This window comes from Phaeodactylibacter sp., assembly GCF_022763345.1.
Taxonomy (GTDB): domain Bacteria; phylum Bacteroidota; class Bacteroidia; order Chitinophagales; family Saprospiraceae; genus Phaeodactylibacter.
Genome location: NZ_JALEGS010000032.1, coordinates 1 through 24,863, shown reverse-complemented (window position 1 = coordinate 24,863; position 24,863 = coordinate 1). Strand labels below are relative to the sequence as shown.

Here is a 24,863-nt window from a genome sequence, read left to right as displayed (position 1 = left end):
CGATAATTTTTTGAGATGGGTAGAAGTTTCCGATTAGATGCTTATCATCTTCCTTTGCTTCTGCCCTGCACCCATCACCGGCAAAAGCCAAACAGCCATAGCGGTATGCGGCTATCCTCTCCGGTTTCAATACCATCGAGCGCCAGGTAAGCATTTGGGACCTCCCGGATCTGCGACTTCTTTTTTCCAGCGCCGCCCACTTCCAGAGTCACTGTATCATCTATGAGGAAATCCCCGAGCTTAGGCAAAGACAAATGATGCTTGCCCTGAAGCTGCGTAAAGAGAAAAGTTTCGCACAAGCTTCCCGGATCCACCTGCGGAGCGATAGCGTAGGCGATATTCGTATTTTGCAGAAATATTTTTTCTGGCTTCTGCAGGGTACTGATGCTGTGCCCGGCAGGATAAAGGGTATTAATAAGGCGGGCCCTTTGCAAATGATGCAAGTATTGCACTAGAGTGCTGCCGGTCTGACTTTTCTCTAAGTCTGTCCATTCTGCTGTTTTAATACAGCAAAAATGAACAAAAGTGCTGTTTCATTTCAGCACTTTTGCACACTTTAACGACTCAACAGCCCCTCCAAGCCTTATTCTGACTCCAGCTCCTGCGACCACAGCTCCTCGCCAGCCGTATTGTACACAGTGATCGTCAGCTTGCGCTCCTTGCGGGGGCCTTCGAAGCGCAGGATGCCAAAGTTGCGCTCGGTCACCAGGGTGCCTTCCACGCGGAGTTTGTTTTCCTCTTCCACATTGCGGGCTGCGCCGGAGGTCAGGGGAGAGACCGTGATATCCGCCACTCGGTAGCCGGCGCTGTTGCGGTATTGGCTCATTTCCGTATGATGACGGTCGCCGGTCAGGAAGACGACGTTGTGGATGCCTTCTTCTGCAATGCGGCGCAGCAGGTAGGCGCGTTCTTCGGCATGATGATGACTGTAGTTTTCATACTTAGCGGCAGTATTCAATACCTGCCCGCCAATACAAACCAGCTTGAAGGGCGCACGGCTTTTCGCCAGGGCGTCGATCAGCCATTCCAGTTGCTCCTCCCCCATGATGGTGGCCTTGCCAGTCTTACGGTAATTCGGGCTTCGGAAGTAGCGGTCATCCAGCAGAAAGAAGTCCATGTCGTGGTATTGGAAATAGGAAGTGATACCGCCGTCCATGTCCGGCAGACCGTAAGAAGGATTGCCCCAGAATAGCTTGAAGGCCTCCAGGGTTTTGTCTTTGTGGATGAAGCTGCGGTCAGAATCATTAGGCCCAAAGTCGTGGTCATCCCAAATGGCATAATGATGCGTAGACGCCAGCAGAGGCTGTAGCTCGGGCAGGCTGCGGGTATGGGTATGCCGGTGGAAAATACCAGTCATGGTGTACCAATCCGCATCCCGCAGATAGGTATTGTCGCCCAGCCACACCATGACGTCTGGGCGTTTGTCGTGGATGGCCTCGAAAATGGGATAGTCGCCTCCGTAGCCATTGCCCGGCCGGTCGTAGCGGGGCTCATTTACGTAAAAGCAGCTGCCTATAGCCACATCAAAGGCAGGCGGGTCAGTGCGGTACTGCCAAAGTGGTTGGGCAGAAAAAGTGAGCGGGTAAGGGCGGCGCACCGTTTTGCCATTGATTTTCAGCTCGTACTCGTAGTCTACCCCGGGCTCTACCTCATCAGCAATGAGCCGGGCGGTGAAGGCTTCGGCAGCGTTGGTTTGGTAAGTAGCGGTGTTGTGCCGGTCTTTGGCATCTTCAGCAGGCCAGTAGTCAAATTGTACCTCTGCTGCTTCGGTGGTCTGTACCCAAAGCAGGACTTCTCTCATTTCATTATAGCCCAGCATGGGGCCGGACTGAAGCAGCTCCGCCTGCGCAAGGGCGGTCAGGGCAGTGCTCAGCAGCAGGAAAATGGCAAGGAGTGTATTCTTCATTTTTCTTTTTGCGCAAAAATAGCAGATTGCAGGTAAATGGGGTGTTAATTCCTGCAAGAAGGAAGCCATGCCGCTCGTGGTTACCTATGTTTTGACTATATTTATAGCCCTGTATTTCAACATCAACAAATAGGCACAATGAAAAGTAAAGACCCTGGCTTGCCACAAATCGCGCTATTCCGTTTTATTTCCAATTCCTGCACTTTACTCCTTCTCCTGGGGCTTATGAGCATGCCCGCTGTTGGCAATGCCCAATCCTCCGGCCTGGTTTGGCTGGACGGTGATGCCCTGAGTTACACCCCCTTTGCGATGGAGGGGCAAACCGATGCGGTGAATATTATCCCGGACTTCTCTCATGCCGGCTACAAGGGAGGCGGTGTGGCCCTGCCTGAAGTCCCGGTGGTCATTACCCTGTCTCCCTCGGGCGGAGACAATGATACACAGGCTATTCAGGCTGCCATTGATGAGGTGGAGGCCATGGAGCCGGACAGTAATGGTTTTCGGGGTGCGGTCCTCCTGCTTTCGGGCTGCTATGAGGTCGATCAATTGTTTATCGAGGAGAGCGGCGTAGTGCTCCGTGGAGAGGGGCAAGGCCTGGACGGCACCGTTTTGCACGCCAATTTGCCCGTACAGCACGATTTCATCACCATCCGGGGCACGGGCAGCGGCTTTGACCGGATTAGTTCCACCCGTCAGGACATTACCACCCCGTATGTACCCCTGGGGGCTTACAGTTTTGAAATCGAGGATGCATCGGCTTATGCTGTGGGCGACACCATTGCCCTAAGGCGAACGCCCAACCCATTCTGGATCGAAGACATCGGCATGGAAGAAATTGGCTGGACGACCTCCTCCTACTCGATTTTCCACGAGCGGGTCATCACCGGGATTAACGGAAATACCCTTACCATTAATATCCCCATCGTTGATGTGATTGAAGAACAGTACGGGGGCGGAGAAATCTACAAAGCCTCCATTCCGGGGCGCATCAGGCAGTGTGGAGTGGAAAACCTGAGAATACGGTCTTACTATGCGCCCGATAACCCCTACGACGAGGACCACGCCTGGATAGGGGTAAAACTGGAGCGGGTGACCGACTCCTGGGTCAAAAATGTTACCGGGCAGTTTTTGGGCTACGGTACCGTCTCGATCACCAGCGAGTCCAACTTCAACACCATTCAGGATTGCGCCTGCATAGACCCCAGGTCGGAAATCAGCGGCGGGCGGCGTTATGCGTTCAACATCAGCGATGGGCTTGGAAATCTGTTCCAGCGCAACTACACTATGCAGGGGCGGCATGATTTTGTGACCGGTTCCCGGGTGACTGGCCCTAACGTATTCCTGGACAACTACAGCACCGAGACCTATAGCGATATTGGGCCGCACCACCGCTGGGCAACCGGGCTGCTGTTTGATAATGTCCGGGGCGGTGCCATACGCGTGCAAAACCGGGGCACCTCCGGCAGCGGTCATGGCTGGGCGGGGAATACCACGATGTTCTGGAATGTCCTTTCCTATACCGAAGAAGTGAAGGTGGAAAGCCCGCCCGGTGGCAAAAACTGGGGCATAGGCTGCCGGGGGCTCGAACAAAGCGGGGATGGGTACTGGGAACATTGGAATAACCCGGTGCTGCCCAGAAGCCTGTACCTGCAACAACTCGAAGACCGGCTGGGAACAGAGGCTGTGGAAAACATTACCACTCCGACGCAACGCAACGGCGACCTCTATGCCATGCTCGAAAACTGGGCCGGTGGCGGTGGGTTCGAACAGCCGGACTACGATGCTGCCCTGTACATCAGCGAGGATGCCTACGTCCGGGGAGATCAGCATTCTGATACGAATTTTGGGGCAGAAGACTACCTCGTCATCAAAAACAACGGAGAGGGGCACAGGAATGACCGGCGCACCTTCCTCAAGTTCGACCTGAGCAGCCTGACCGCGCCCATCTACGACGTAAGGCTGCGGCTCAATGTAGCGAATGATGCGCCGGGGCCCACCCTGGATGCCCTGCATTATGTACCCGACGACAGCTGGACCGAAGGGACGATTACCTACAATAACCAACCGGCAGCAGGGGCCTTCATTGATACCATGCCGGTCCCACCCCACGGTGCCTGGGTCGAATACGATATTACCGGCCTGGTGAATACCGAAATCGCCGGCGATGGCCTACTCAGTCTGCGCCTTACCTCATTCTTTGAAGGGGCGACCCTTCATGCCTATTCCGCAAAGGAAGAAAGCGGCCAAACTGACGAGCCACACCTGGCGTATAACCTTGCGCCCGGCGGGACGCCCGCCATCGACTACTGTGCGGAGACACCTGTGCATACAGAGGATGATTTTGAGGAAGTGCCAAGCCCGCAACACGGTTTCATGCTCTCCCCTAACCCGGTCCGGAACCAGCTTCGGGTGCTCTTTGATGCCCCGTCACCGGCTGTCGAGGTCCAGGTTTTCCGCCTGACTGGCGAACGGGTCCTAACGGTAGTAAAAGATCAGGGCGTATCTGATTTACACCTTCCTGTGGCGGATTTGCCTAATGGCATTTACCTGGTAAGGGTGGGCCGGGAAACTCAGAAGTTTATTAAACTTTAATCATGGAGGCTGTGAGGAATTTCAAGTCAGGTGGCGACTGTGGCCCCGATAGCTATACGGGGGCGGCCTGACAGGCGGCTTTGAAATCCCTTTTCAGGCGGCAGTTCCAAAATTGCTGCCTGAATCGAGGGGCGTAATCGCCAGATCAACGCGCAGTTATCATAGCTTAGCCCGCAAAGCTCATTGGGTTTTTAACTTTTGCCCCTTCATTCACTCTCGTCTCATCATCAACTTTAATGGTGTACTCCTGTTTTTTGACGACTAAACGCCACCATTCCAAAGCTGATATGAGCCCCCCACTATGTTTTTCTAAACGATAGGCTAATTCGATATTAGGTTCCTCGTGACCATTGATTATTCTGCTTAATCTTGTATAATGAATGGCTAAATCTTCTGCTAATCTTTTCTTTGTCAACTTCAAAATCCGTGCATACTCTTCCAGGTGCTTACCAAATGATTTTTGCTCAGAGAAGGGAGCGTCTCGAATATAATCCTCCATTTGGATTTTCAGCCGCATGAGATCAGAGAATATTCGGTCTGTTTCAGTTTGTTCCTGCATCATTTTCAACCGGAACATTTTCAGCTGCTCGTTGGCTTCCTTCCTTTCCGCCTCTGTCAAATCCTCCGGAATCAATATCGAACCCGCAATCTCTTCAACGGAATATTGCTTGCTGAGTTCTTTGAATAATCGCTCATACTTCTTCATCTTCCAAGAATTTTCCTACCAATACTTTTGAATTGTTTCCAAAGATTGCAAGCTGCCTGCCCACCTGTACAAACCCATAATTTTTCTGATAATAATCAATCAGGTAAGTTTTAGGAAGCAATGAAACAAAACCTCCATACCCCTTACGGAAAGAGACTCTACAGACGAATGCGAGCAGGCAACCTGGAATATTTTTTATCCCTTTACCTTTACCTCTATGCTTTTTGGAGGCCTCGAGCAGATTAATGTGCAATCTGAATTCTTCCCGGATATCAGCAACCGAAACCAGCCCTAAAATTTCCTTTTTCCCTTTGATCATCAATTTGTAAACCAGAGCACCTTGTTCCTCATTCCATGCAAAAGTGAAGTTACTATTGCCTTTAAGCTTTTCTACCTCTGCCTCACTAAGTTTTTCGATCAGGCCCTTGTAGCGTTCATTAGTCTCTTCATTCACTAAAACCATTACCAGAAACCATTGGTTTTACTAAAAATACAAAAAACATTTATTTTTTTTGTAAAAACCTTTAAAATAAAACAACCGCGAAGTATCCATGCCTAATTCTGTTTCCCTCAGCACGCCCCTCACCTTCCCCTGCGGCAAAACCATGAAAAACCGGTTTATGCTGGCGCCCATGACTAACAAGCAAAGCCAAGATGACGGTACGCTATCCGATGACGAATACCACTGGCTGACGATGCGCGCCAAAGGGCAGTTTGGGCTGGTCATGACCTGTGCTTCCAACGTACAGTTCAATGGCAAATGCTGGTCCGGGCAATTGGGCATTTACGATGATAAGCACCTGGAAGGGCACCAACGGCTGGCTGCAGGCATACAGGCGCACGGCAGCCTGGCCGTCGTCCAACTCCACCATGGAGGCATGCGTTGCCCGGCAGACCTTATTGGAGCGGCACCGGTCGCGCCCTCCGACATCCCGGAGGAAGGCGCCCGGGGGCTGAGCCTGCCCGAAGTGGAACAGCTCCGCAACGATTTCATCGCAGCCGCCCGCCGCGTCCAACGGGCCGGGTACGATGGCGTGGAAGTCCACGGTGCCCACGGCTATATCCTCACCCAATTCCTGAGTCCGGAATACAACCGGCGGCAGGACCACTACGGTGGCGATTTAGACAACCGCGCCCGCCTGCTCTTTGAGATTGTCCGGGGCATAAGAGCATCCTGCGGAAAAAGCTTCCTGCTGGGCGTCCGACTTTCGCCCGAGCGCTTTGGTATGGAGCCCGCTGAGATCAAAACACTCAGTCAGCAACTGATCGATAGCGGCGCTATTGATTTTCTGGATCTTTCACTCTGGGATGTCTTTAAGCCCAGCGGCTTTTCCGATCAGTCCCTCCTCGCCTACTTCGCCGATCTCGACCGCCAGTCGGTGCGCCTCACCGCCGCCGGTAAAATTCACGGTGCCCGGGAAGCCCGCCAAACCCTGGAGACGGGAATGGACTTCGTAGCCATCGGCAAATCGGCTATCCTCCACCATGATTTCCCGGTCCAGGTCCTCCGCAGCCTGGGTTTCCGGCCTCTATCTACCCCGGTAAGCAAGGCTCACCTCGAGCGGGAGGGGCTGGGGCCAGCGTTTATTGATTATATGGAGCGATGGGAGGGGTTTGTGGAAGGGTAAATGTCTCACTCCTTCACAAACTTCCGCACCACCTGCTCCAACCCTGTCTGCAAGCGCAACACACATACCCCGGAAGTACAGTCTGCTACATCGACTTCCGAGCTTTGGAGGGTCGGACCTAAATTTAGGGCTTCGGTATGAAGGGCTTGGCCGGCCAGGTTCTCGATTAGGAGCTTGCCTTGGGTAGTATGAGAGTACTAATGGAGGTAGTAGGGTATGGGAAAACGCTCAAGCCCAGCTTATCAAATGGTTGACTAGAGGAAGGAACCAGCAAGTCCTCCGTGACCAAAAAAAACATAGCTCGCATTGTTGTCGAGAGAAAAGCAGTGTCAATTTGGCCATCCTCATTGATATAACGCCGTTATTCCCAGTCATTTATTCCAACTGCATATCGCCTCTCCCATAAGGGCCGGTCCCATATCAATGCCCCACCGTTTGAGGGTGCCATGTACAGGCTATTTGTTGATTCAGGGAAGGAAAAACCTTCGGAAGGAATACAGCCAGCTTTGCATCATAAATATCCGATAGGAAATGGAAATCGTCTGATTCCAAATCCATCCTTAATACAAGCGAGCCATCTTCCCGTTGTCTGATGTGGGCTTGTTTATAAAGGTAGATCGGTGATGTATTACTTTGCAGTTCAGGGTTGGCTGGGAGTATACTAACTGTATCATAGAGCGTCAGCACTTTTTCAGCCGAATTTTCAATATTTTCAATATCTCCGATGAGAAAACTATCCCGAAAACCCATAGCTAATGTGCCCGATGTATCAAAGTTATGGGCTCCCCTGTAGATATTTAAACGGTAAGTATCATTGCCTAAATTTCTCAGGACAAGGTCAGAAACCAATTCTATTGAATCCAGAGGGCTTCCATCTCCCCAATCGTACATGATAAAGGGTTTTGAGCCATTAGTAGGACCCAAAAATAGAAATCGCTATCTAAGAATAAGTCGCTATCTTTAGCAACAATATGCGCATACAAAGCGCCTATGTTACTCCTAACCTGCACTGCTTACTATGGCAAGCCTGCCCGTCTGGGCACTAAAAAATCACGATTCAGAATGATTGATTTTCAAAAGCTAAAACAACTTTATAAACTCGGGAGGGATTTGAGTTTTTCAGATATACAAGACTTGCTGAAAAATTCAAAAGCTGTATCATTTGCTCCTGGAGAGTTGCTTATAAAGGAAGGGCAATTAAGAAAGGAAGTTTTTTGGGTGCGCAAAGGGCTGGTTAGGGGATTTAGAGTTACGGAAAAGGGCGAGGAAATAACGACTATGTTTCGGTGGGAAGACCAAGCTTTTGCCAGCCCAAATTTAATCTTATTTGATGAGCCTGCGCTACAATACTTTGAAACATTAGAACCGACTGAGGTTTTTAAAATTGACTATGATAAAGTACAAACCATCATTAAAAACAACCCCAAACTTGAAGCGAATAGAGTAATCATTCTTCAAAATACATTAAAGGAGGCGTTGCAACGAATCGATTCTTTCTTGCTGCTCTCCCCGGAAGAGCGCTATTTAGATTTTATACGTACCAATCCTGACATTTCAAATAGAGTGCCTAATAAATACTTAGCCAATGTACTTGGTATTACTCCGGTATCCCTAAGCCGGATAAGAAAACGCGTAGCTTCAAAAAAAAGCTGATACCTGTAGCTAAATTATCTTTTGTTAATCCATTCCTCCTTCAAACCCTCCATTTTTGTGTCATTACTAATCATTAAAAGATTATGATGACAAAATTCAAAGTACTTATCTCAATTGTAGTTTTTTCCTTTCCCGTTTTGCTGTTCACTTCCTGCGAGAAAACAGACGAAACCATAGAAAACATATCCGAAAGTGATGCTGCAGAGATTATTGAGGCAAGCCTTCAGGCTAATGCAGGAGGATTGGTTACCAATATCGAAGATATTGTAGAACAATTAGTTACAGCGGTTACTTCTGGCGAGCTATGCGATACGCTCTACAGCAGCACGATTGAAGAAGACTTTCAAGGGGCTAAAATACAGGCATCCTACACGTCTGAGCTTTCTTATGAAATGACCTGTAATGCAGTTGAAATACCCCAAACCGCTACCTTTTCTATCTTGACGGAGAGCATGTACAGCAGCTCAAGAATTGAATCCGATGACAATGGCAATTTTACTGGGAATGCTACAAACTTGCAGCCGTCATCCTTAACCATGAATATTAACGGTGACTATAGTCAGACCGGAACACAAGCACTCAATTTCATGGAGCAAAAGAATATTAGCAGTACCCTGACTGCCACCCTCAGCACCCTCCAAATAAGCAAGCAAGACTTTGAAATTGAATCCGGCAACGCCATCCTTTCATGGACAGGTTCTACTTCCGACGAGACTTTTTCCTTCGAGGGCACTATTGTTTTTAACGGCGGAAATACAGCCACCCTAACCATCAATGGCACTACTTACCAAATTGACTGGAACTAAAAACCTCTCAAGCTCAACAACTAACTTTCACTAAATTCAAAAGACATGAAAAACCCAATGCTTTTCTTCCTGCTATTCCTTTCTATGTGGAAGTTGTATGCTCAGGAGTGTGACAATCAGCGGTATTATGAGGAAGTGTTTGGCTACACCCAAATCTCTAATATCAAATTTGGAGAGAACCTGCAGCCAACTCCCTTAGACCCCAATAATGTTCAGGAATTGTTCATGGACATCTACCAGCCCAATGATGACACACTTAGTGCTCGACCGCTAATTATTTGGGCGTTTGGGGGTGGGTTTGTTTTTGGCTCTAAGACTAGCCCCGATATGATAGCGCTAAGTAGTTCATTTGCTAAACGTGGATACGTAACAGCTGCGATAGATTACCGGCTATCTACGGACCTCATTATGAACAACGATATAGAGAACTCTTATGAAGCGGTGGCAAAGGCCATACACGATATGCGTGCTGCCATTCGATTCTTTTATAAGGATGCAGCTACATCAAACCAGTACAGAATTGACACATCAAGAATTTATATCGGAGGGGTGTCCGCTGGTGCGGTTACCGCATTGCATATCGTCCATCTGGATGAATCCGAAATCCCCTTTGAAATGCAGGAATATTTTGATGAAAATCAGGGGTTGTCCGGTAACAGCGGGAATGAGGGCTATTCTGAAAATGTTGCTGGTGTAATTAGCCTTTGTGGTATGCTATTAGATGTTGACTTGATCAACCCTGAGGTGACTACTCCAATTGTCAGTATGCACGGTACAGAAGACGGTGTTGTCCCCTACGGCTCCGGAACGATTACGATTTTGGATATCGGCTTAGAGGTCGATGGAAGCGCTGTAATACACCCTAGGCTGGATGAATACAATATCATCAATGATTTTTATACCTTTCAAGGTGCAGGCCATACTCCCTTTGTCTTGAATCCACCCAATGAAGCTGAGGTCTATATGGATACCACGATCTCGTTTGTAAGAGATTTCCTATATGACTTGGCATGTGATAATGTGACATCAACAAATGAAAGGCCCCACAATGGAAAGGTTAGCCATGATCGTTTGCCTTTTGAGGTCTTTCCCAATCCAAACAACGGGAACTTCTTTGTACAATTGATTGCAGATCAAGATTATAGCCTTTCGATTTTTGACAACCTAGGCAGAGGGGTCTTTTTCGATCCACGGATTCATCAAGGAAGAAATTATTTAGCCCTGGATTTGCCGAAAGGGGTTTACTTTATAAAAGCTTACTCCAAAGGCACATCTAAACAGTTATCTAAGAAAATCATAGTCCACTAAAGGATGGTATTCCTTATTACCAAAGCTTTAGCCTGGCTTGCTTATTTTCACTGCTCAAATGTTTGATTACTCAAACACAGCGCATTTACGCAAAAAGAAGCAACCCTCCACCAACTTTCCTTTATTCCATATTTTTTCACCTTCAAATATTTTCAATCATGAAAAACCTATTTTTCATCCTAGTTTTTATTGCCTCAACCTTCGCAGTACACGCTCAAGTTGGCGTGACTGTCCAACCCGTCAATGCAGATGATGTACCGGCGGATGTAATCAGTAGTCAGGCCTCCTACTTCCCGGGCATCAACGTCAATGTGTGGGAAAAGCAAACCGTAGAAGGACAGAGTGAATCCGCGGAACGCTACATCGCCAATTTTCAAAACGATGGTCAAAAAGCACGGGCGAGATATTACACCAATGGCGTAGGTACTACTGCAACCACCTACTTCAGCGGTTCGCAGCTACCGACGGCTATTCAAGACGCTGCGGCAGCCAATTATTCTGGATATACCCTGGAGAGCGGAGAGCAGATCATAACATTGCCGACAGATGACGTTTTCTACCGTTTGCGGTTGCGTAAAGGTGCCCAGAAGCTGGCGGTCTACACCGATGAGTCCGGGAATGAAGTTTCCGCGGACAATCTACCGGAAGTGATGACCAAACCTTAGTGACACAATCCACCACCCTGATAAAAAGGGGTGGTGGATTGCCCATCTGGTTACACCAACAAGCACTTCATTCTGGATTCAGCTGCAGGAACAATAAATCGAAAGTCAAAAAGATAAAGCCATGCAAGATAATTTTCAGTACTTCATCCCGATCATTTTAAACATCTCCCGGTATTTTCTATTCGCGGGAATACCCTTTCTTATATTTTACATCCTATTCCCCGACGCCTTTTCCAAAAACAAAATTCAATTGAAGCTGGCAAAGCGGAAAGACTTTATCAGGGAGATTCTCCACTCTTTGCAGACGACCTTCGTACTGGCGGGCGTAGGCTTGTTAATTTTGCAAACACCCCTGAAAAAGTATACCCAGTTTTATGATAAACTATCAGACTATCCCCTATGGTGGGTTCCAGTAAGCGTGTTGTTGGCTTTACTTATTCACGATACTTATTTCTACTGGATGCACCGGGCCGTCCATCATCCAAGCTTGTATAAAAGGGTTCATTTGGTCCACCACAAATCTGTAAACCCGTCGCCATGGGCTTCCTACTCCTTCCATTTCCTGGAAGCAGTGATCGAAGGCATGGTCGCTCCATTAATCCTACTACTGATCCCGATACATCCCATCGCCTTGATTTTATTTGCATTTTCGAGCTTCATGATAAATGTTTACGGACACCTTGGCTTTGAAATTGCGCCAAAGTGGTTCAGACGTTCCCTCCTATTTGAAATGCTAAACACTTCTACACATCACAATTTGCACCATGCCAAATTCCATGGCAACTATGGGCTGTATTTTCGGTTCTGGGACAGAATGATGGGAACAGAACACCCTGATTACGTCAAAGAATACGACCGAATTCAAAAACGCAGATTTAAACAAACTACTCCACCTACTACAAGTTGGACAAGTGGCGCAATCCCTGTTATACTTCTAATCCTTGCCCTTTCTGCTTTATCTGCAACGTCTTCCCAAAAAGGGGTTGAAGGAAAATGGAAATTCCTCGACAACGGGGCTGTCATACGTATTTACGAAAAAGAGGGTCTTTATTATGGCCAGTTGATCGAAACAGGAAATGAGGAAGACAACCGAAAATTACAAGCCAATGGGCAGGTTATTTTGATGAGGAACTTTAAAAAAGAAAGCCCAACAAAATATTGTTGCGGGACGATCTTTGCACCAAAGAAGAATAAAACACTTTCTGCAACACTGGTATTGGAGAATGCCAACACCCTGAGGGTAAATGCGAAGTATGGTATGCTTACGGGCAGCAAAACACTATACAGGCTTTGATTTACATACTTGCTTGGTCATTCCTAATCAGCACTCAGCAGACTTGTTCTACAGGACATTAAAAGATGCTAACATAGCATCTCTTAGGGAGGCCTTGCATCATTAATTATCGATTTTTTTGAGCCAACAAAAGGGAAAGCGCATTAATTTTTTATCTTTTATTTCTGGTGCAAACTCAGTCAGAATACTGAAAATTCAACCTATGAAAAGAATAATTGTCACTGTCGCACTTGTCGTAAATATTGCCTGCATAAAGGCTCAGGATTACTCCGATAGTATTTCTGTAAACTTTTTTCTTATTGATGAATGTCGGATTAGCCAGAATATGACAAGTGAAATCAATTATGTCTCTGATCATTTTAATCAAGAGCAATTAAACTACAACTGCTACTTCCCCAGTACTTCATCTACAGAAGAGAAAATCGAAGTGTTCAAGGAAGACTACGGCATCGCTATTCCATGCTTTTCAGACTACGACAAACGTAATGCAAATTTTTATGGCGCGACGATAGCTCCTGAGGTTGTAGTTTACGATGAAAAGAACCAGCAACTCTTATACCGAGGCAGAATAAACAACTCTTTCGCAAGTGTAGGCGTCAGGAGGCGAGTAGTCACCTCCTATGATCTAAGGACTGCCTTAGAGAGCATCCTTAACCAGAAGGAAATTAAAATTAAAGAAACTCAAGCCATAGGCTGCTACATCAACCACTAAATTGAATAGGAAATGAATTATAAGTTTACACTACTCCTGATGTTTTTGGGGTATTCTACTGGATACGCGCAGGTAACATACGCTTCTGATATAGCCGATATCATATATCAAAACTGCTCTTCTTGTCATCGGCCAGGAGAGGTTGGACCAATGGCTTTAACAAGCTATGAAGAAGTAGTCCCCTGGGGAGAAATGATCAAATTTGTGACCTCCAATAAAATCATGCCTCCCTGGCAAGCAGATTCTGAATATTCCAGTTTTTTGGGAGAAAACTACCTGACGGAGGAAGAAATCAGCCTAATTGCGGAATGGGTAGATGCAGGAATGCCTAGAGGAAATGAAAACGAAGAACCCCTCTTTCCGGATTTTCCAGATGGTTCAGTATTAGGCACACCAGATTTGGTATTGGAAATGGCGGAGGAATGGCTTCATGAAGGGGATTATGAGGATGACTACCGATATTTCGTCTTGCCCACAGACTTGCCGGAAGACAAAATAATAAAAGCGATCGAGTTTCGGCCTGGCAACCCGAAAATCGTCCATCATGCTTTGCTGTTTGAAGATACAGAAGGTCTAGCTGCGGCAAATGATGCCGCTACACCTGAGTATGGCTTCGATGGGTTTGGAAGTTTCACAGGAGGAGGAATCGCAGAAACACTCAATCAAAAGCAATTCCCTGGATATGTGCCTGGTCAAAAGCCAATAAGGTTCCCGGATGGAACAGGGCAGGTATTGAAAGCAGGAGCCGATATAGTTATGCAGGTTCACTATGCACCATGGCCGGTAAATGAAACCGATAGATCGTCGATTAATATATTCTTTATGGACGAAACGGAGGAAACCCTAGAACGGGAGGTAGAAAGTCATATCATGGTCCCATTGCCAAGCGTTATTGGTCAAGGATTTTTCATCCCTGCCAATACCGTCAGAACTTTTCATGGAGAGTATGAAGTAGAAGAGGATATAAGCCTCGTCACCATTGCACCACACATGCACCTTCTCGGAGTTTCTTGGGAAGTATGGCTTGAAAAACCTGATGGAGAGATCGTGAATCTCATCAAGATTCCAGAATGGGATTTCAATTGGCAAGGCGCCTATTATTTTGACCGGTATATTGTTGCTCCGGCAGGGTCAGTCGTACATGCCGTAGCTAGTTATGATAATACGGTGGACAATCCATCGAATCCAAGTAACCCACCCCAGTTTGTAAGCTGGGGGGAACTCACCACGGATGAAATGTACTACCTCCCGATTGGGTATGTAGCGTACAGAGAGGGCGATGAAAACACCACATTTGTAGAAACTACAGTCAGCATAGAGGAAACTGTGCCTAAAACGAATAAAATTTACGCTATAAGTCCAAACCCCGTCAATGAGCTCGCTTGTGTGAAGTTCTTTGTTGAGCAGGGTCAGACCATTAACTTTACCATCTACGATGCAAATGGCAGAAGGGTAAGGACACTCAGGCAATCAGAGTTTTTTAATACGGGAGAACACTTTATCAATTTCTCCACCCTCAATTTAAGCAGTGGGCTATACTTTTTGCAAATGGAGGGTATGGGTTTTAGGGCAAGCCAAAAATTTGTAAAGCATTAACTCAGCACTAGCATCCGTACAATTCAGTAGAGTTTATCTAAAAACAAAATTTGCCGATTTCAGGCATTAGAGAGGCTATGTTAGCCTCTCTAATGCCTGAAAGTATTGTTCCGCAAGTTGATCAAGTATGAGCAAATTGGGACTTGCTACGGCTTGATACCCCCCTAGTATGGTATTTACCTCCTCTCTTTCATCATTTACCCGAAATACGCTGACTAATACTTTCCGTATATCAAAAAAACCTCTTTCCTTTTTTGTTCTTCGGTTATCAAAAACTCACCCGCTTGAAAACTATCCCTTATTTTTTAATAAGCTTAAAGGACTCCAGCCTTCCATCTGTATATCTCTTCACTAGGATATAAGCCCCTGGATGAAAACTACGGATATCAATTTGATGGTCTACAGATTGTAGCAACCGTTCTCCTATCAGATTGTAAATCTCAAAATACCCATCAAAATTTGGCTCGGTTAGGATGTTTATCTCATTAGTAGACGGATTAGGAAAGACTTCGGTCTTTTGAGCCACAGCTACATTGACGGTAGAAGTGGTTGCTGAAGCGCAGTTAGCAGGGACAGCTTCTTCAGCATATGCACTGCTGCAATCTTCACAGAAGATGCTCTTAAAAAAGCAGCTCGTCTTTTGTACTCTAAATTTTGCCCCTTCAGGATTATCATAAACCCCATGTCCGCCATTAGGGTCAACCGTTAAATCACTGCAGATACCTTGTGCAACTAAATATTCGTGAAGCACTCTGGAACCCCAGTCTCCCATTTGAGAAGAATCGATCCGAACAATAGGGTCATTTTCACCATGAAAAGCGATCATCGGAATTTGGTCAGACTCTGATACGCCTGCTGACTGTACATTGCCCCAGTTATTGAAAACCCCCTTAATGGTAAATTCATCATTTATATCATTGCCAGCAGTATTTAAAAGACCAAGATTACTCACCGATGAGGAGTCAATGGTATTCCAATCATTTTGGTCAAGGTAGGCTAAACCGAGCGCTGCCATACTCCCTGAACTTCTTCCTCCAATAAATAACCATGTTGTATCAATACGGTAGGTTTCTGCTTGATCAACAACAAACCTCATCGCCGAATGTGCATCTTGCTGGGCTCTATATCGAACATCTCCTTCTTGAAAATTACCAAGCCGATAGTTCATGGTTGCTGCAACAAAGCCTTTCTTGGCAAACTCAAAACATTTATCCCTCATCAACCCTTTGTTTCCGACAAAAAAACCTCCACCATGAAGGAGTAGAATGAATGGCCTTTTCGGTAAGCTGTCTTCCAGGAAACCAGGAAAATAAAAATCGAGGAGTAGGTCTTGTTGGTTTCCCTGATTATCCAAATACGAAGCATAAGTGAGGTTTGTGACAGAATCTATTTGCGCTGAGGAAAAGTAATCTACCTCAGTAAATCGATTGTCCGGGGTGCAGAACTGGGCTTTGGCGCCAACACTTAGTATTAACAGGAAAAGGATGGTTGGATATTTCATTAGTAGTTTCAATTGTGTAAAAACGATACATCAGAGTTAATTACGAATCTAAAAATAGGAGCAGAATGGACGGAATACCAGCAAAACCATACCGAAGTGAACATAATGGAGGGCCAATTGAACGATGCTGTGTCGAGCGTGGCTTTCTGATAGCAAGTATGCTGGATTAGGGCAATACTTGCCCCTTTCTGCTTAACTTACTCAATGCTCAAGCCTAATCAAAACCATGGGCAGCACCGTAAAGGGTTTAGGTACAGCCATATTTACTACAGCATCAATACCCAAACCCTTTCGCGCCGTTGAGCGCGCTCAACGGCAAGCCATATTGGCTTCCTCATTTAGTCCAGCATCAGTAATTTAATAGCCCCTAAATTCCCGTCTCCGTCGATGAGGTTCAGGAAATAGAGCCCCGGCAACAAGTTGCCCCTTTCTATCCGCAGCGATTCCCCGTTCACACTGGGATACTTTCTTACTGCCTGACCAGCTGCATTAAGCAATTGAGCCTGAAAAGTTGCATTTGAGGCGTTATGCCAGGTGATTAGCGTCTCGTTTTGGAAAGGATTAGGCACCGCTCTAAAGTTATGGCCTACGGCCAAATCATGGGTTGCCACCACTTCTGACGCTATTCTCAAGTAGCGCGTTGCACCCGAGCCCAGGGAGGGATTGATGTATTTGATAACGTCATTTCCATCATCATCCTGAATCAGCTCTCTCGTGATGTCAGGAACGGTCACTGTGGTATCGGTAATGACCGGAGTAAGAATAAAGACCCCCTCCTCAAACCTGCCGGTCAGGTGTACCGGCAAGCCGTTTGGGTCTACATCGTTGACACCGTTGAACATCGTGTTATTGGCGGCGAATACTTCATGAAGTACGCCGTTGCTGGCGATAAGGATACGATTGCCGCACTGTTCGATACGTTCGCGGCGGGGATTAGGCAGGGCGGGGATTACCTCGCCGTTGATGGTGACGGTGGCTTCCAGCCAGTCTCCCCTCAAATCTGGCACACCCGCTGCGATAGGAGTAGTACACTCATCGTAGTAAGGTTCCGGATATTCCGCTCCGTACGAAAAGGGGACGATGGGCGTGTTCACCCTTGGTATTTCGTTAGCTGACCCCGAATACCGTTGATTGACATCAAAGTTCGCTTTGTGAATCAGGTAGGTGACGGGGAAATTTTGATAGGCCGGGTAATTGAAATAGGCGTTATTGATGAAGTAATCCTCGCCTACTTTGACTACCGTTGTTGGGAAAACATCACCACTTGCGTAGGTATCGCCTACGACTGCAGCCGAATTCCAATTGTCGCTAGTCATGAACTTGGTGACAAAAGGCACGACCGGGTCACTTTCACTAGGCTGTGCAGCAGCATTAGCGGCATTACTGACGACCACCAGTTCATTACCGTCCAGAAACATACCATCGCCACTCCGTAAGTAGCCATCAGGCAGGTCAACCTCCGTAATTTCAGATGGATTATCGATCCTGATTTTGTAAATCTTGTCATTGACGGAGTGTACGACAAGCAGGTAGCCGTCTTCGTGGTATTCAATACCATTAAACCCCGTTTGCGTAAATGGGTTGGCCGGCGTGAAGTTGTTATCCTGGAAAAAAATGGAGGCTTCGCCCTCTGCATCGACTTTGTAAATGACACCACGATCAGAATTGGTCACGTAAGCGTTGCCGGCATCATCTACCGCCACGTCATTGACAAAATTCAGTGGCAGCCCCGGGCCAGTAGGCAATGCGGCCAGATTAATAGAGTCAATCAATGCACCATCTGACAATTCAAACCTGAACAGCCAGGCCGAAGTGGGGTTCTGAAAATTGGAGGCTACCGCCAACAGCCGGTCGTTCTGTGCGTCTATTTGCAGGCCAAAAGTCCCGTTGCCGTTGAATACCCCGGCGGGGACGAGATTGGAAATGGAACCGTCCGTACGGATGAGGTTGATAGCGCCACCTACGGCTGAGGAAACGATGAAGGACTCTTTGTCCGGATCAAATTCGATGCCCTCTGGCAGGAGCGGCAGAACGGCCGTGCTGTACGTCACCGAATTGATCTCATCTATCGCTGGGTGTACCTGATAGGTTACGCGCATCGGGTCATCCAGCGCAATAATGACCGGCTCTAAGTCACGTGGGCCAGGTTGCGTGTAAGCGACTCCGGGAAACGGCGTCGTACCAGGCCCGCCAGGGTTATAAAAGGCAGCATAGCCTTCTTCCAGGCTTGGAATTTCGAGGAATAGTATGTTCCTGGCTGCTGCATCATCTCCTTCCAGGATGATATCAATGTAATTGTCCCGGTCTTCCTGATAGCAATCACCGTACTCCACATTGCCTCCTTCCACTGCACCTAGATCAGATAAGCCCACAACCCGTAAGGTCCCCCCTAGCACCTGATAATCCACACTATCTTGTTCGATCAGTACCGTATCACCGTTTTCCCCCAAAACATGGATTCTAAAGAATTTTTCATAATCGGTAGGCAGCACCCCGCGCACCCCATCCGGAGAAAAGCCGCCGGTCGTCAACATGCGCAGCCGAAAATCGCCGCCACCGTACAGGTCAAACTCAGAGTTGGGGGCCAGCAAACCTGTTAGTAGTTGCTCCGTAATGTCGTTACTTACGCCTTCGCCGACCGGGCTATCCCCTACGTAGTTCAGCTTTGCACCTACCAATCTCGGGCCATTATTTTCATCGTAAGGGCTGGAGTCCGTCTCCCAGGTAAGGCCTACTGCGCTCACCAATTGATTGCCAGGCCCTACTAGTGTCAAAGGCGTATCATCTGCTACAATCTCCAGCTTTACCGGAAACCGTGCATCCGGATCACTGCTGGGCAGCCTGTTGCCCCATTCTGCAAATACCACCACGCAGTTGCGCTCATTATTCTCCCAATTTGGGTTGGAACTTGCAGCAAGTGGCGTCACCACTTCCCCGGTATTCAGGGTAAACTGGAAATCGGTCAGGTCAATGGTATTGGTCAGCACGGGCCAGCTAAACACAATAGGCAGCCCGTCAAGGCCAAGGGCTCCATCCTTAAGCTCACCGTAAGGCCTTTGTAAAATAAATACCGTACCCACTTGTTGCTGTGTGGACGTGGTTGTGAATACTCCGGTATTCGTGGTGTCACAATCAATATCAAACAACCAGGCACCTCCTGCCTGTTGTACTATTTCTTCTGTAAGCGATGGTACAGGCACTCCAACAATATCAGCGAAGCCCATTCCTGCGGAAAGGATTCGCGGTTCCTCAGACCAATAGTCTGCACCGATCAAATCCCCATCAAAAAAGGTGGCTAAGGGCCCGGCGGGATAGTTGACGGTTGTTTCCTGTGCGGTTGCCCAAAAGATGGTGCCCAGCACGATCAATACGGGTAAAAGTGTATGCTTATTCATGTTGAATGAATTTGAGTTCTGGTAATAATTTAAGACTACAAAAAGAGCGTTTATCAATCCGCAGCCGAGGCCCACTGCCCGTTGTCGTCGATCATAGTGGCGATCCATTCCCGCACCGTCGTCCCGCCTATTGGATAATTGAAGTTGGAGAGGATAAACGTGTGTTCATCACCATTGGCAATCAGACTTTGGAAGCGTTCCGGGAAGGCCGTGTTTAGTTCGCCTGCCGCTTCGATCAATTGTGCTTCAAAGGCTGGCCCACCGCCTTGAGTTAAGGCCGCGAAGGTGGCATCTTGCTTTGAACTGATGTACGCCATCCGAATATTGTCATCCTCCAATAGCTGGTATTTATGGTAGTCGGTAAGATTTCCGTCCGTTCCAATGCAATCTGTGCAGCTTTCCGGGAAGAAGGCGCCGGCATTCCAGTAACTGATCAGTGTCATCATGCCTCCGGGGTCAAGAATGCCCTGCCCGGAGTCATTAATCACCTCAATGCTAACATCAGGATATAGCTTTCTAACCAAAGGCAATGCAGCGTGTACGGCGAACCCGCCGGCACTATTCCCAGCCAGCACTATTTTATCAGGAGCAGGATACCTTTGAGCAATCACATCGAGTGAAGCCGATAAATTTTGTGCGCCCCGGAAGAATCGGTCGTTCACACCATCGCCGTCGCTGTCTACTTCGTTGTCGCCCATCATACCGGAACCATCACAGTAAGGGACATATCCTACATTGTAATTCACAGCCGGGTTTTGTGCATCAGTAGGGCTCAATATTCCAAAAGGAACCAATGGAATGCCTTGTTCAACCGCTTCACAAGCAATAGGGCTGCAAAAACCACCCCCTTGCAAGAAAATCATAAGGTTATTGCTGCTCCCATCTCTGGTAAACATGGAAAACTGGTTTCCGGTAAAGCAGATTGGTGCATCCATACCGCTAAAAATATGCTCTGTAACGCCTGGGGATACTACTTCTGAAGAAGTTGGGGTGAAGACACCCAGGTAGCGGTCTATTCCCTGGTCGTAGAGTTCCTGGAATGGCGCTGGCTTCTCGCTAACGGTGATGTAGCCCGCTTTGGTTTCCGTGTCTTCTGCATCCCCATTGGAGACGGTCAGGCTTACCTCATACGTACCTGGTACCGAGTAGCTTACTGTAGGGTTTTGTTCTGTGGAGCTGGCTGGTTCTCCACCTTCGAAGACCCAGCTCCAGGAAGTCGGATCCCCTGATGAAAGGTCGGTAAAATTGATGCTGCCGCCTTCCTGCATCGTAATTTGGTCCGCCGTAAAATCGGCGGTGATGACAACCGTTACTTCATCATCTTCCTTGTTGCAACTGGTTGAGAAAAGTGAAAAAATGATCATTAGAGATAACAAGAAAAACCTTTTCATAGTACTGCTTTTTTATTTATGGAAAATGGCTAGCCTGTCTTACAAGCTTGAATTGTAAGAATGATCCGTGTGCCTTTTTTAAATTTGAGCGGATCGGCCTTAGGAGTCTACTTTAGACCGATAATAATTTGACTCTTAGTTCTTAATGATTTTTTTCATGATGGTTCCTGCATCTGTTTCTACCCCCAGAAAATAGATGCCTGACGGCAAATGACCCAGAGAAATGGTAGAACCGGGTGCTCCATTAGACAGTACTTTTTTGCCAGTTGGGCTATATATTTCAACCCTCTTCAGGTCGCCATCCACTTGAATGGACAGCTCATCTACAACTGGATTGGGGTATACCGACACGCTACCAGGATCTAAATGCACATCGGTAGTGGAAACAACAGCAGGGGTACATTCAAAAAATTCCGCAATCAGCTGGGAAGCAATTATATCCTGATTATGCCCTCCATACAAATTGTCGTTTACCGCATCACTTGTGGGCCAGGTGTGCCATCCGTTATTTATTTTATACAGTTGAGTGTTGCTGCAATTATCACAATCATACTCGATGAGTTCTACCGTTGATGGCTCTTGTGGTTCTATTACTAAATCTGGCAGAGGGGTAACCGAAGGATTTGCGTCACAACCATTGATGGTCCTGGCCCAGAATTCTACCACGTCTTCCGTGGGTGCATCGTAGACCCAAAAAGTGTCTTGTCCATTGTAGTAAAAGGAATTTCCTTCGTAAAAAGCTGCTGGATCAGCGGTGCCATGAAATGCAATAAGGGGAACCTCCTTTGCTATATTACAGCTATCCACGTTCAAATCTGAAGCCAGCATTGCACCTGCAACCACTGCAAAGGCTTTAAAGCGGTAAGGCCGAGTCGATGTTGTGCTATTGTACTCGCACACCAAATTATAGGTGAACGAACCACCATTGGACAACCCGCCAATGCATATATCATTAAGATCGATGGAGTAATTGGAGTTAATGTGACCAATTAAATCCTCTACCATTTGAAAATCATCCTGCTCTGATCCAATTTCATAACCAAAGGAACTCAACCAGAACCAGGGTTCTGGATAAACCACCATAGTATTGTTTCCTAAGTAATCATTAAAATGCCTTTCTGCCATTTGTTCTGCAGTTTCTCCTACTCCACAAAAGAGGATGACGAGGCGCATGGGTGGCTCAGGGTTATCGGGTATGGCTCCCAGGTAAGCCCTGGTATTTCCATTGCTGGAGAAACTTCCCGAAATGCTTTGCTGGGCAGACAGGGTTGAGCAAAGTGAAATACTGATCAATAGCGTAAATATGGACAAGTTTTTCATGATGTTTTTTTCAATTTGGATGTTTAACTGATTCAAAATTACAGCGTTGATCTGTGTAATCTTGAGGAAATCAAAGTGAAGCAACCCATGCATAAAGTGAAATCTACTTAGATGCAGGTGAAGCGACTTCAGGGCAATTTGGGGCACTAATTTTTGACAATTTTCTTAACAAGGGGGCCTGCATCTGTTTCTATTTTCAGCAAGTAGAGGCCGGGTAGAAAGGCGGTCAGGTCGAGTTGATGGGTAGTGGATTCAGGGGAGGCGGTGAAGGTCCTCGTCAGCATTCGTCGACCAGACATGTCGTGGAGGGTACATTCGACCGCTTCACTGCTTGCACCATGGAAGCGAATGTTCAGCAAATCCACTGCCGGGTTCGGAAAGACAGACAGGGACTCGGAAGGGCCGTCTGTCAGGGCGGAAACAGTCCCCCCCGTGACCTCAATGACGAATACGCTGTCCATGGTGTAGGGGCGGTCGTCATGTATGGCCCGCAATCGCACGGAAAGCGTTTCGGGCGCGGAAGGAGCATAGCCCGTCACAAGGCGTAAGTCCGTGCCGATGATCTCAAAGAGGGCATTGTCCGTGTCGCCCTGCCCATTGACCAGCGCGTAGTTCGTGCTGTCGCTGTTCGGGTCGATGAAGGTGGACAGCGTGCCGACCGTTGCGCCAGAAGCCGACGTCAATTCCACGGAGCGGTTGGACAGCGTTGGCGGGGCCACGTAGGGCGTGAACTCGGTCACGGCAAAGGTGGTAAATGCCGGGAATGTACTGAGTGTATGGCTCGACAGGCGAAGGGTGTGCGTGACCGGGTCGTAGCTGCTGAATGCGCCTCCGAAGTCACTGCCGTCATTGGCGATACCGAAGGAGAACGTCTCATACAGGTGTGCGCCCCCCGCGCAATCGGCGTAGAAGTCGCCGGGGGCCTCGAAGCCGAAGGCACCCGCCACATGAGCGGAGATAGTGTAGCGGTTCGGTTGACCCGTAGGGACGATGGTCACGCTGTCGTTGACCACGCCCTGAAAGTCCGGCGAACCGTTCGTTTCGGCGGAGACCACCGCACCGCGCCAGATCAGACCGAGCGGCAGGCCGTCATCATCTTCGCAGGTACTTGTCTGGCCGTCCACCGTAACAGTCACTTCGTCAGAGAAGATCCTCAGATCGGGCATATCGAGGCTGGTGACCGTACAGAAGTAAATGCCTGCATCTTGCAGGGATGCGGACGATACAGAGACCACCGGGCTGTTGATGCCCAGAACGGTGTAGTTCTTCTGCCACAGGTAGGTCAGGTTCTGCCCGGAAGGGTTCACGGTCAGGTTCAATGCGTCACCTTGGCTCAGGGCAATGCTCATGGGGTCTTGCGCAAAGCGCTGCGGTGAGTATTTGCTCGCGGCTAGGTTGCTGGTATTGTTCGCCAAGTCGTTGAAATCCAATTGATTGTTGTGAACTTCGAAATCCGCGAAGAGCGTTTGGGGCAGTGTCCCGATGCCCGTGAATGCATTATTCTGCAGATATATCCTGGTTAGCCGGTTTCCCCCATTGATCATGTCAATGACTTCCTGTGGAATCGTGCCGGAAAGCTGATTGTCGCTCAGCTCCAGCCAGCTCAGATTGCTCAGATTGCCGAGTTCGGCAGGGATAGTACCCATCAGATCGTTTCCCCCAAGCCTGAGCCATTCCAGTTGGTTGAGGTTGCCCAATTGGGCCGGGATTTCCCCTGTGAGGTCGTTGTTGATCAGTTGGAGGTAGATCAGGGTGCTCAAGTTGCCCAGTTCAGGGGGGATGGGGCCCGTAAGCGCGTTGTTCGCCAGCGTCATGTCGGTGATGCTGCTCAGATTGCCCAATTCGCTTGGGATGGGGCCCGTAAGCGAATTGTTGGCCAGATACAGCGTGGTCAGTTGGCCAAGGTTGCCCAGTTCAGGGGGGAGAGGCCCCGAGAGCGAATTGCTTGTGAGAAAGAGAACCTCCAACTGACTCAGGTTGCCCCATTGGCCAGGGATCGGCCCCGTGAGTTCATTGTTATTCAGATACAATGTGGTCAGTTCCTCAAGGTCACCCAGAGACGAAGGAAGCGTGCCCGCCAGTCCGTTCTGGCCCAGGAACAACTCTGTGACATGACCGTTTTCGACCGTTACACCAGACCATCCGCCGTCTACGTTGTTCGTGGTCGTGTTCCAGCCCGTGTTGTTCGTCCAGTTTGGGCCGTCGGTGGCATTGTAGAGGTCCACGAGCGCGTTGAACTCTGATGAGGGTATCTGCTGAGCACGCACACCGATTCCACAGCATGCGGCCAACAAGGGTGTGTATAACAAATTGCACAGCTATGCCGCTGCGACAAGTTGCTGGATCGTACTCCACGCTCCACTTTTACGATAGCACCGCAAATCAGCGAT

Annotated in this window: 19 protein-coding genes; 9 read left to right on the top strand and 10 right to left on the bottom strand. The window is 48.1% G+C overall.

All coding sequences use genetic code 11. The features are described 5' to 3' along the window. Positions 1-74: 74 nt before the first annotated feature. Together MRY86_RS09035 and MRY86_RS09030 are read right to left on the bottom strand one after the other, a co-directional pair. Positions 75-434, bottom strand: a complete 360-nt coding sequence (locus MRY86_RS09035; protein ID WP_293564683.1) for a hypothetical protein — start codon at positions 432-434, stop codon at positions 75-77. 149 nt (positions 435-583) lie between these two features. Beyond that, positions 584-1,906, bottom strand: a complete 1,323-nt coding sequence (locus tag MRY86_RS09030; RefSeq protein WP_293564681.1) for an alkaline phosphatase D family protein — start codon at positions 1,904-1,906, stop codon at positions 584-586. 138 nt (positions 1,907-2,044) lie between these two features. Between MRY86_RS09030 and MRY86_RS09025 the strand changes: the two genes are divergently transcribed. Then, positions 2,045-4,498 (top strand): DNRLRE domain-containing protein, encoded by a 2,454-nt coding sequence (locus MRY86_RS09025; RefSeq protein ID WP_293564680.1) that lies wholly within the window; start codon positions 2,045-2,047, stop codon positions 4,496-4,498. Positions 4,499-4,664: 166 nt separating this feature from the next. Here MRY86_RS09025 and MRY86_RS09020 read toward each other — a convergent pair whose 3' ends face one another. Both MRY86_RS09020 and MRY86_RS09015 read right to left on the bottom strand, forming a co-directional pair. After that, complete coding sequence (locus tag MRY86_RS09020) at positions 4,665-5,204, bottom strand: helix-turn-helix domain-containing protein (protein WP_293564679.1); 540 nt, start codon at positions 5,202-5,204, stop codon at positions 4,665-4,667. Then, positions 5,191-5,667 carry a hypothetical protein gene (locus MRY86_RS09015; protein WP_293564677.1) on the bottom strand — a complete coding sequence of 159 codons (477 nt, stop codon included), beginning with the start codon at positions 5,665-5,667 and terminating at the stop codon, positions 5,191-5,193. The genes MRY86_RS09020 and MRY86_RS09015 overlap by 14 nt, the downstream gene beginning before the upstream one ends. Before the next feature lie 88 nt (positions 5,668-5,755). Here MRY86_RS09015 and MRY86_RS09010 point away from each other — a divergent pair, with 88 nt between their 5' ends. Next, complete coding sequence (locus MRY86_RS09010) at positions 5,756-6,832, top strand: NADH:flavin oxidoreductase (protein ID WP_293564675.1); 1,077 nt, start codon at positions 5,756-5,758, stop codon at positions 6,830-6,832. Positions 6,833-7,252: 420 nt separating this feature from the next. Here MRY86_RS09010 and MRY86_RS09005 read toward each other — a convergent pair whose 3' ends face one another. Continuing rightward, positions 7,253-7,723, bottom strand: coding sequence for a hypothetical protein (locus tag MRY86_RS09005; protein ID WP_293564673.1), 471 nt, complete (start codon positions 7,721-7,723; stop codon positions 7,253-7,255). A gap of 99 nt (positions 7,724-7,822) precedes the next feature. Between MRY86_RS09005 and MRY86_RS09000 the strand changes: the two genes are divergently transcribed. The 7 genes from MRY86_RS09000 to MRY86_RS08970 all read left to right on the top strand — a co-directional run bounded on the left by MRY86_RS09000 (position 7,823) and on the right by MRY86_RS08970 (position 14,866). Next, positions 7,823-8,485 carry a Crp/Fnr family transcriptional regulator gene (locus MRY86_RS09000; RefSeq protein ID WP_293564671.1) on the top strand — a complete coding sequence of 221 codons (663 nt, stop codon included), beginning with the start codon at positions 7,823-7,825 and terminating at the stop codon, positions 8,483-8,485. Between the two features lie 83 nt (positions 8,486-8,568). Next, on the top strand, positions 8,569-9,291 hold the full coding sequence (locus MRY86_RS08995; RefSeq protein ID WP_293564669.1) for a hypothetical protein: 723 nt from the start codon (positions 8,569-8,571) through the stop codon (positions 9,289-9,291). Between the two features lie 45 nt (positions 9,292-9,336). Next, positions 9,337-10,599 (top strand): T9SS type A sorting domain-containing protein, encoded by a 1,263-nt coding sequence (locus MRY86_RS08990; RefSeq protein ID WP_293564667.1) that lies wholly within the window; start codon positions 9,337-9,339, stop codon positions 10,597-10,599. Between the two features lie 158 nt (positions 10,600-10,757). Further along, positions 10,758-11,264 (top strand): hypothetical protein, encoded by a 507-nt coding sequence (locus MRY86_RS08985; RefSeq protein WP_293564665.1) that lies wholly within the window; start codon positions 10,758-10,760, stop codon positions 11,262-11,264. A gap of 250 nt (positions 11,265-11,514) precedes the next feature. Continuing rightward, complete coding sequence (locus tag MRY86_RS08980; RefSeq protein ID WP_293564663.1) at positions 11,515-12,558, top strand: sterol desaturase family protein; 1,044 nt, start codon at positions 11,515-11,517, stop codon at positions 12,556-12,558. A 202-nt stretch (positions 12,559-12,760) separates the two neighbouring features. Then, positions 12,761-13,270, top strand: a complete 510-nt coding sequence (locus MRY86_RS08975; RefSeq protein ID WP_293564661.1) for a hypothetical protein — start codon at positions 12,761-12,763, stop codon at positions 13,268-13,270. Positions 13,271-13,282: 12 nt separating this feature from the next. After that, positions 13,283-14,866, top strand: coding sequence for a T9SS type A sorting domain-containing protein (locus tag MRY86_RS08970; protein WP_293564659.1), 1,584 nt, complete (start codon positions 13,283-13,285; stop codon positions 14,864-14,866). 298 nt (positions 14,867-15,164) lie between these two features. Here MRY86_RS08970 and MRY86_RS08965 read toward each other — a convergent pair whose 3' ends face one another. The 5 genes from MRY86_RS08965 to MRY86_RS08945 form a co-directional block, all read right to left on the bottom strand. After that, positions 15,165-16,367 carry an alpha/beta hydrolase fold domain-containing protein gene (locus MRY86_RS08965; RefSeq protein ID WP_293564657.1) on the bottom strand — a complete coding sequence of 401 codons (1,203 nt, stop codon included), beginning with the start codon at positions 16,365-16,367 and terminating at the stop codon, positions 15,165-15,167. Positions 16,368-16,705: 338 nt separating this feature from the next. Continuing rightward, positions 16,706-19,762 carry a T9SS type A sorting domain-containing protein gene (locus MRY86_RS08960; protein ID WP_293563041.1) on the bottom strand — a complete coding sequence of 1,019 codons (3,057 nt, stop codon included), beginning with the start codon at positions 19,760-19,762 and terminating at the stop codon, positions 16,706-16,708. 53 nt (positions 19,763-19,815) lie between these two features. Beyond that, on the bottom strand, positions 19,816-21,153 hold the full coding sequence (locus MRY86_RS08955) for a pectin acetylesterase-family hydrolase (RefSeq protein WP_293563040.1): 1,338 nt from the start codon (positions 21,151-21,153) through the stop codon (positions 19,816-19,818). A gap of 135 nt (positions 21,154-21,288) precedes the next feature. Next, a complete protein-coding gene (locus MRY86_RS08950) occupies positions 21,289-22,473 on the bottom strand; it encodes a T9SS type A sorting domain-containing protein (RefSeq protein WP_293571284.1) in 1,185 nt (394 codons plus the stop codon). Positions 22,474-22,619: 146 nt separating this feature from the next. Then, positions 22,620-24,698 carry a T9SS type A sorting domain-containing protein gene (locus tag MRY86_RS08945; RefSeq protein ID WP_293563038.1) on the bottom strand — a complete coding sequence of 693 codons (2,079 nt, stop codon included), beginning with the start codon at positions 24,696-24,698 and terminating at the stop codon, positions 22,620-22,622. Between the last annotated feature and the right edge of the window lie 165 nt (positions 24,699-24,863).

Coding starts and splice junctions, on each gene's coding strand:
- MRY86_RS08955 (WP_293563040.1), bottom strand. CDS start 21,153: ATGAAAAGGTTTTTCTTGTTATCTCTAATGATCATTTTTTCACTTTTC.
- MRY86_RS08970 (WP_293564659.1), top strand. CDS start 13,283: ATGAATTATAAGTTTACACTACTCCTGATGTTTTTGGGGTATTCTACT.
- MRY86_RS08990 (WP_293564667.1), top strand. CDS start 9,337: ATGAAAAACCCAATGCTTTTCTTCCTGCTATTCCTTTCTATGTGGAAG.
- MRY86_RS08950 (WP_293571284.1), bottom strand. CDS start 22,473: ATGAAAAACTTGTCCATATTTACGCTATTGATCAGTATTTCACTTTGC.
- MRY86_RS09025 (WP_293564680.1), top strand. CDS start 2,045: ATGAAAAGTAAAGACCCTGGCTTGCCACAAATCGCGCTATTCCGTTTT.
- MRY86_RS09030 (WP_293564681.1), bottom strand. CDS start 1,906: ATGAAGAATACACTCCTTGCCATTTTCCTGCTGCTGAGCACTGCCCTG.
- MRY86_RS08965 (WP_293564657.1), bottom strand. CDS start 16,367: ATGAAATATCCAACCATCCTTTTCCTGTTAATACTAAGTGTTGGCGCC.
- MRY86_RS08975 (WP_293564661.1), top strand. CDS start 12,761: ATGAAAAGAATAATTGTCACTGTCGCACTTGTCGTAAATATTGCCTGC.
- MRY86_RS09010 (WP_293564675.1), top strand. CDS start 5,756: ATGCCTAATTCTGTTTCCCTCAGCACGCCCCTCACCTTCCCCTGCGGC.
- MRY86_RS09020 (WP_293564679.1), bottom strand. CDS start 5,204: ATGAAGAAGTATGAGCGATTATTCAAAGAACTCAGCAAGCAATATTCC.
- MRY86_RS08995 (WP_293564669.1), top strand. CDS start 8,569: ATGATGACAAAATTCAAAGTACTTATCTCAATTGTAGTTTTTTCCTTT.
- MRY86_RS09000 (WP_293564671.1), top strand. CDS start 7,823: ATGTTACTCCTAACCTGCACTGCTTACTATGGCAAGCCTGCCCGTCTG.
- MRY86_RS09015 (WP_293564677.1), bottom strand. CDS start 5,667: ATGGTTTTAGTGAATGAAGAGACTAATGAACGCTACAAGGGCCTGATC.
- MRY86_RS08960 (WP_293563041.1), bottom strand. CDS start 19,762: ATGAATAAGCATACACTTTTACCCGTATTGATCGTGCTGGGCACCATC.
- MRY86_RS08985 (WP_293564665.1), top strand. CDS start 10,758: ATGAAAAACCTATTTTTCATCCTAGTTTTTATTGCCTCAACCTTCGCA.
- MRY86_RS09005 (WP_293564673.1), bottom strand. CDS start 7,723: ATGTACGATTGGGGAGATGGAAGCCCTCTGGATTCAATAGAATTGGTT.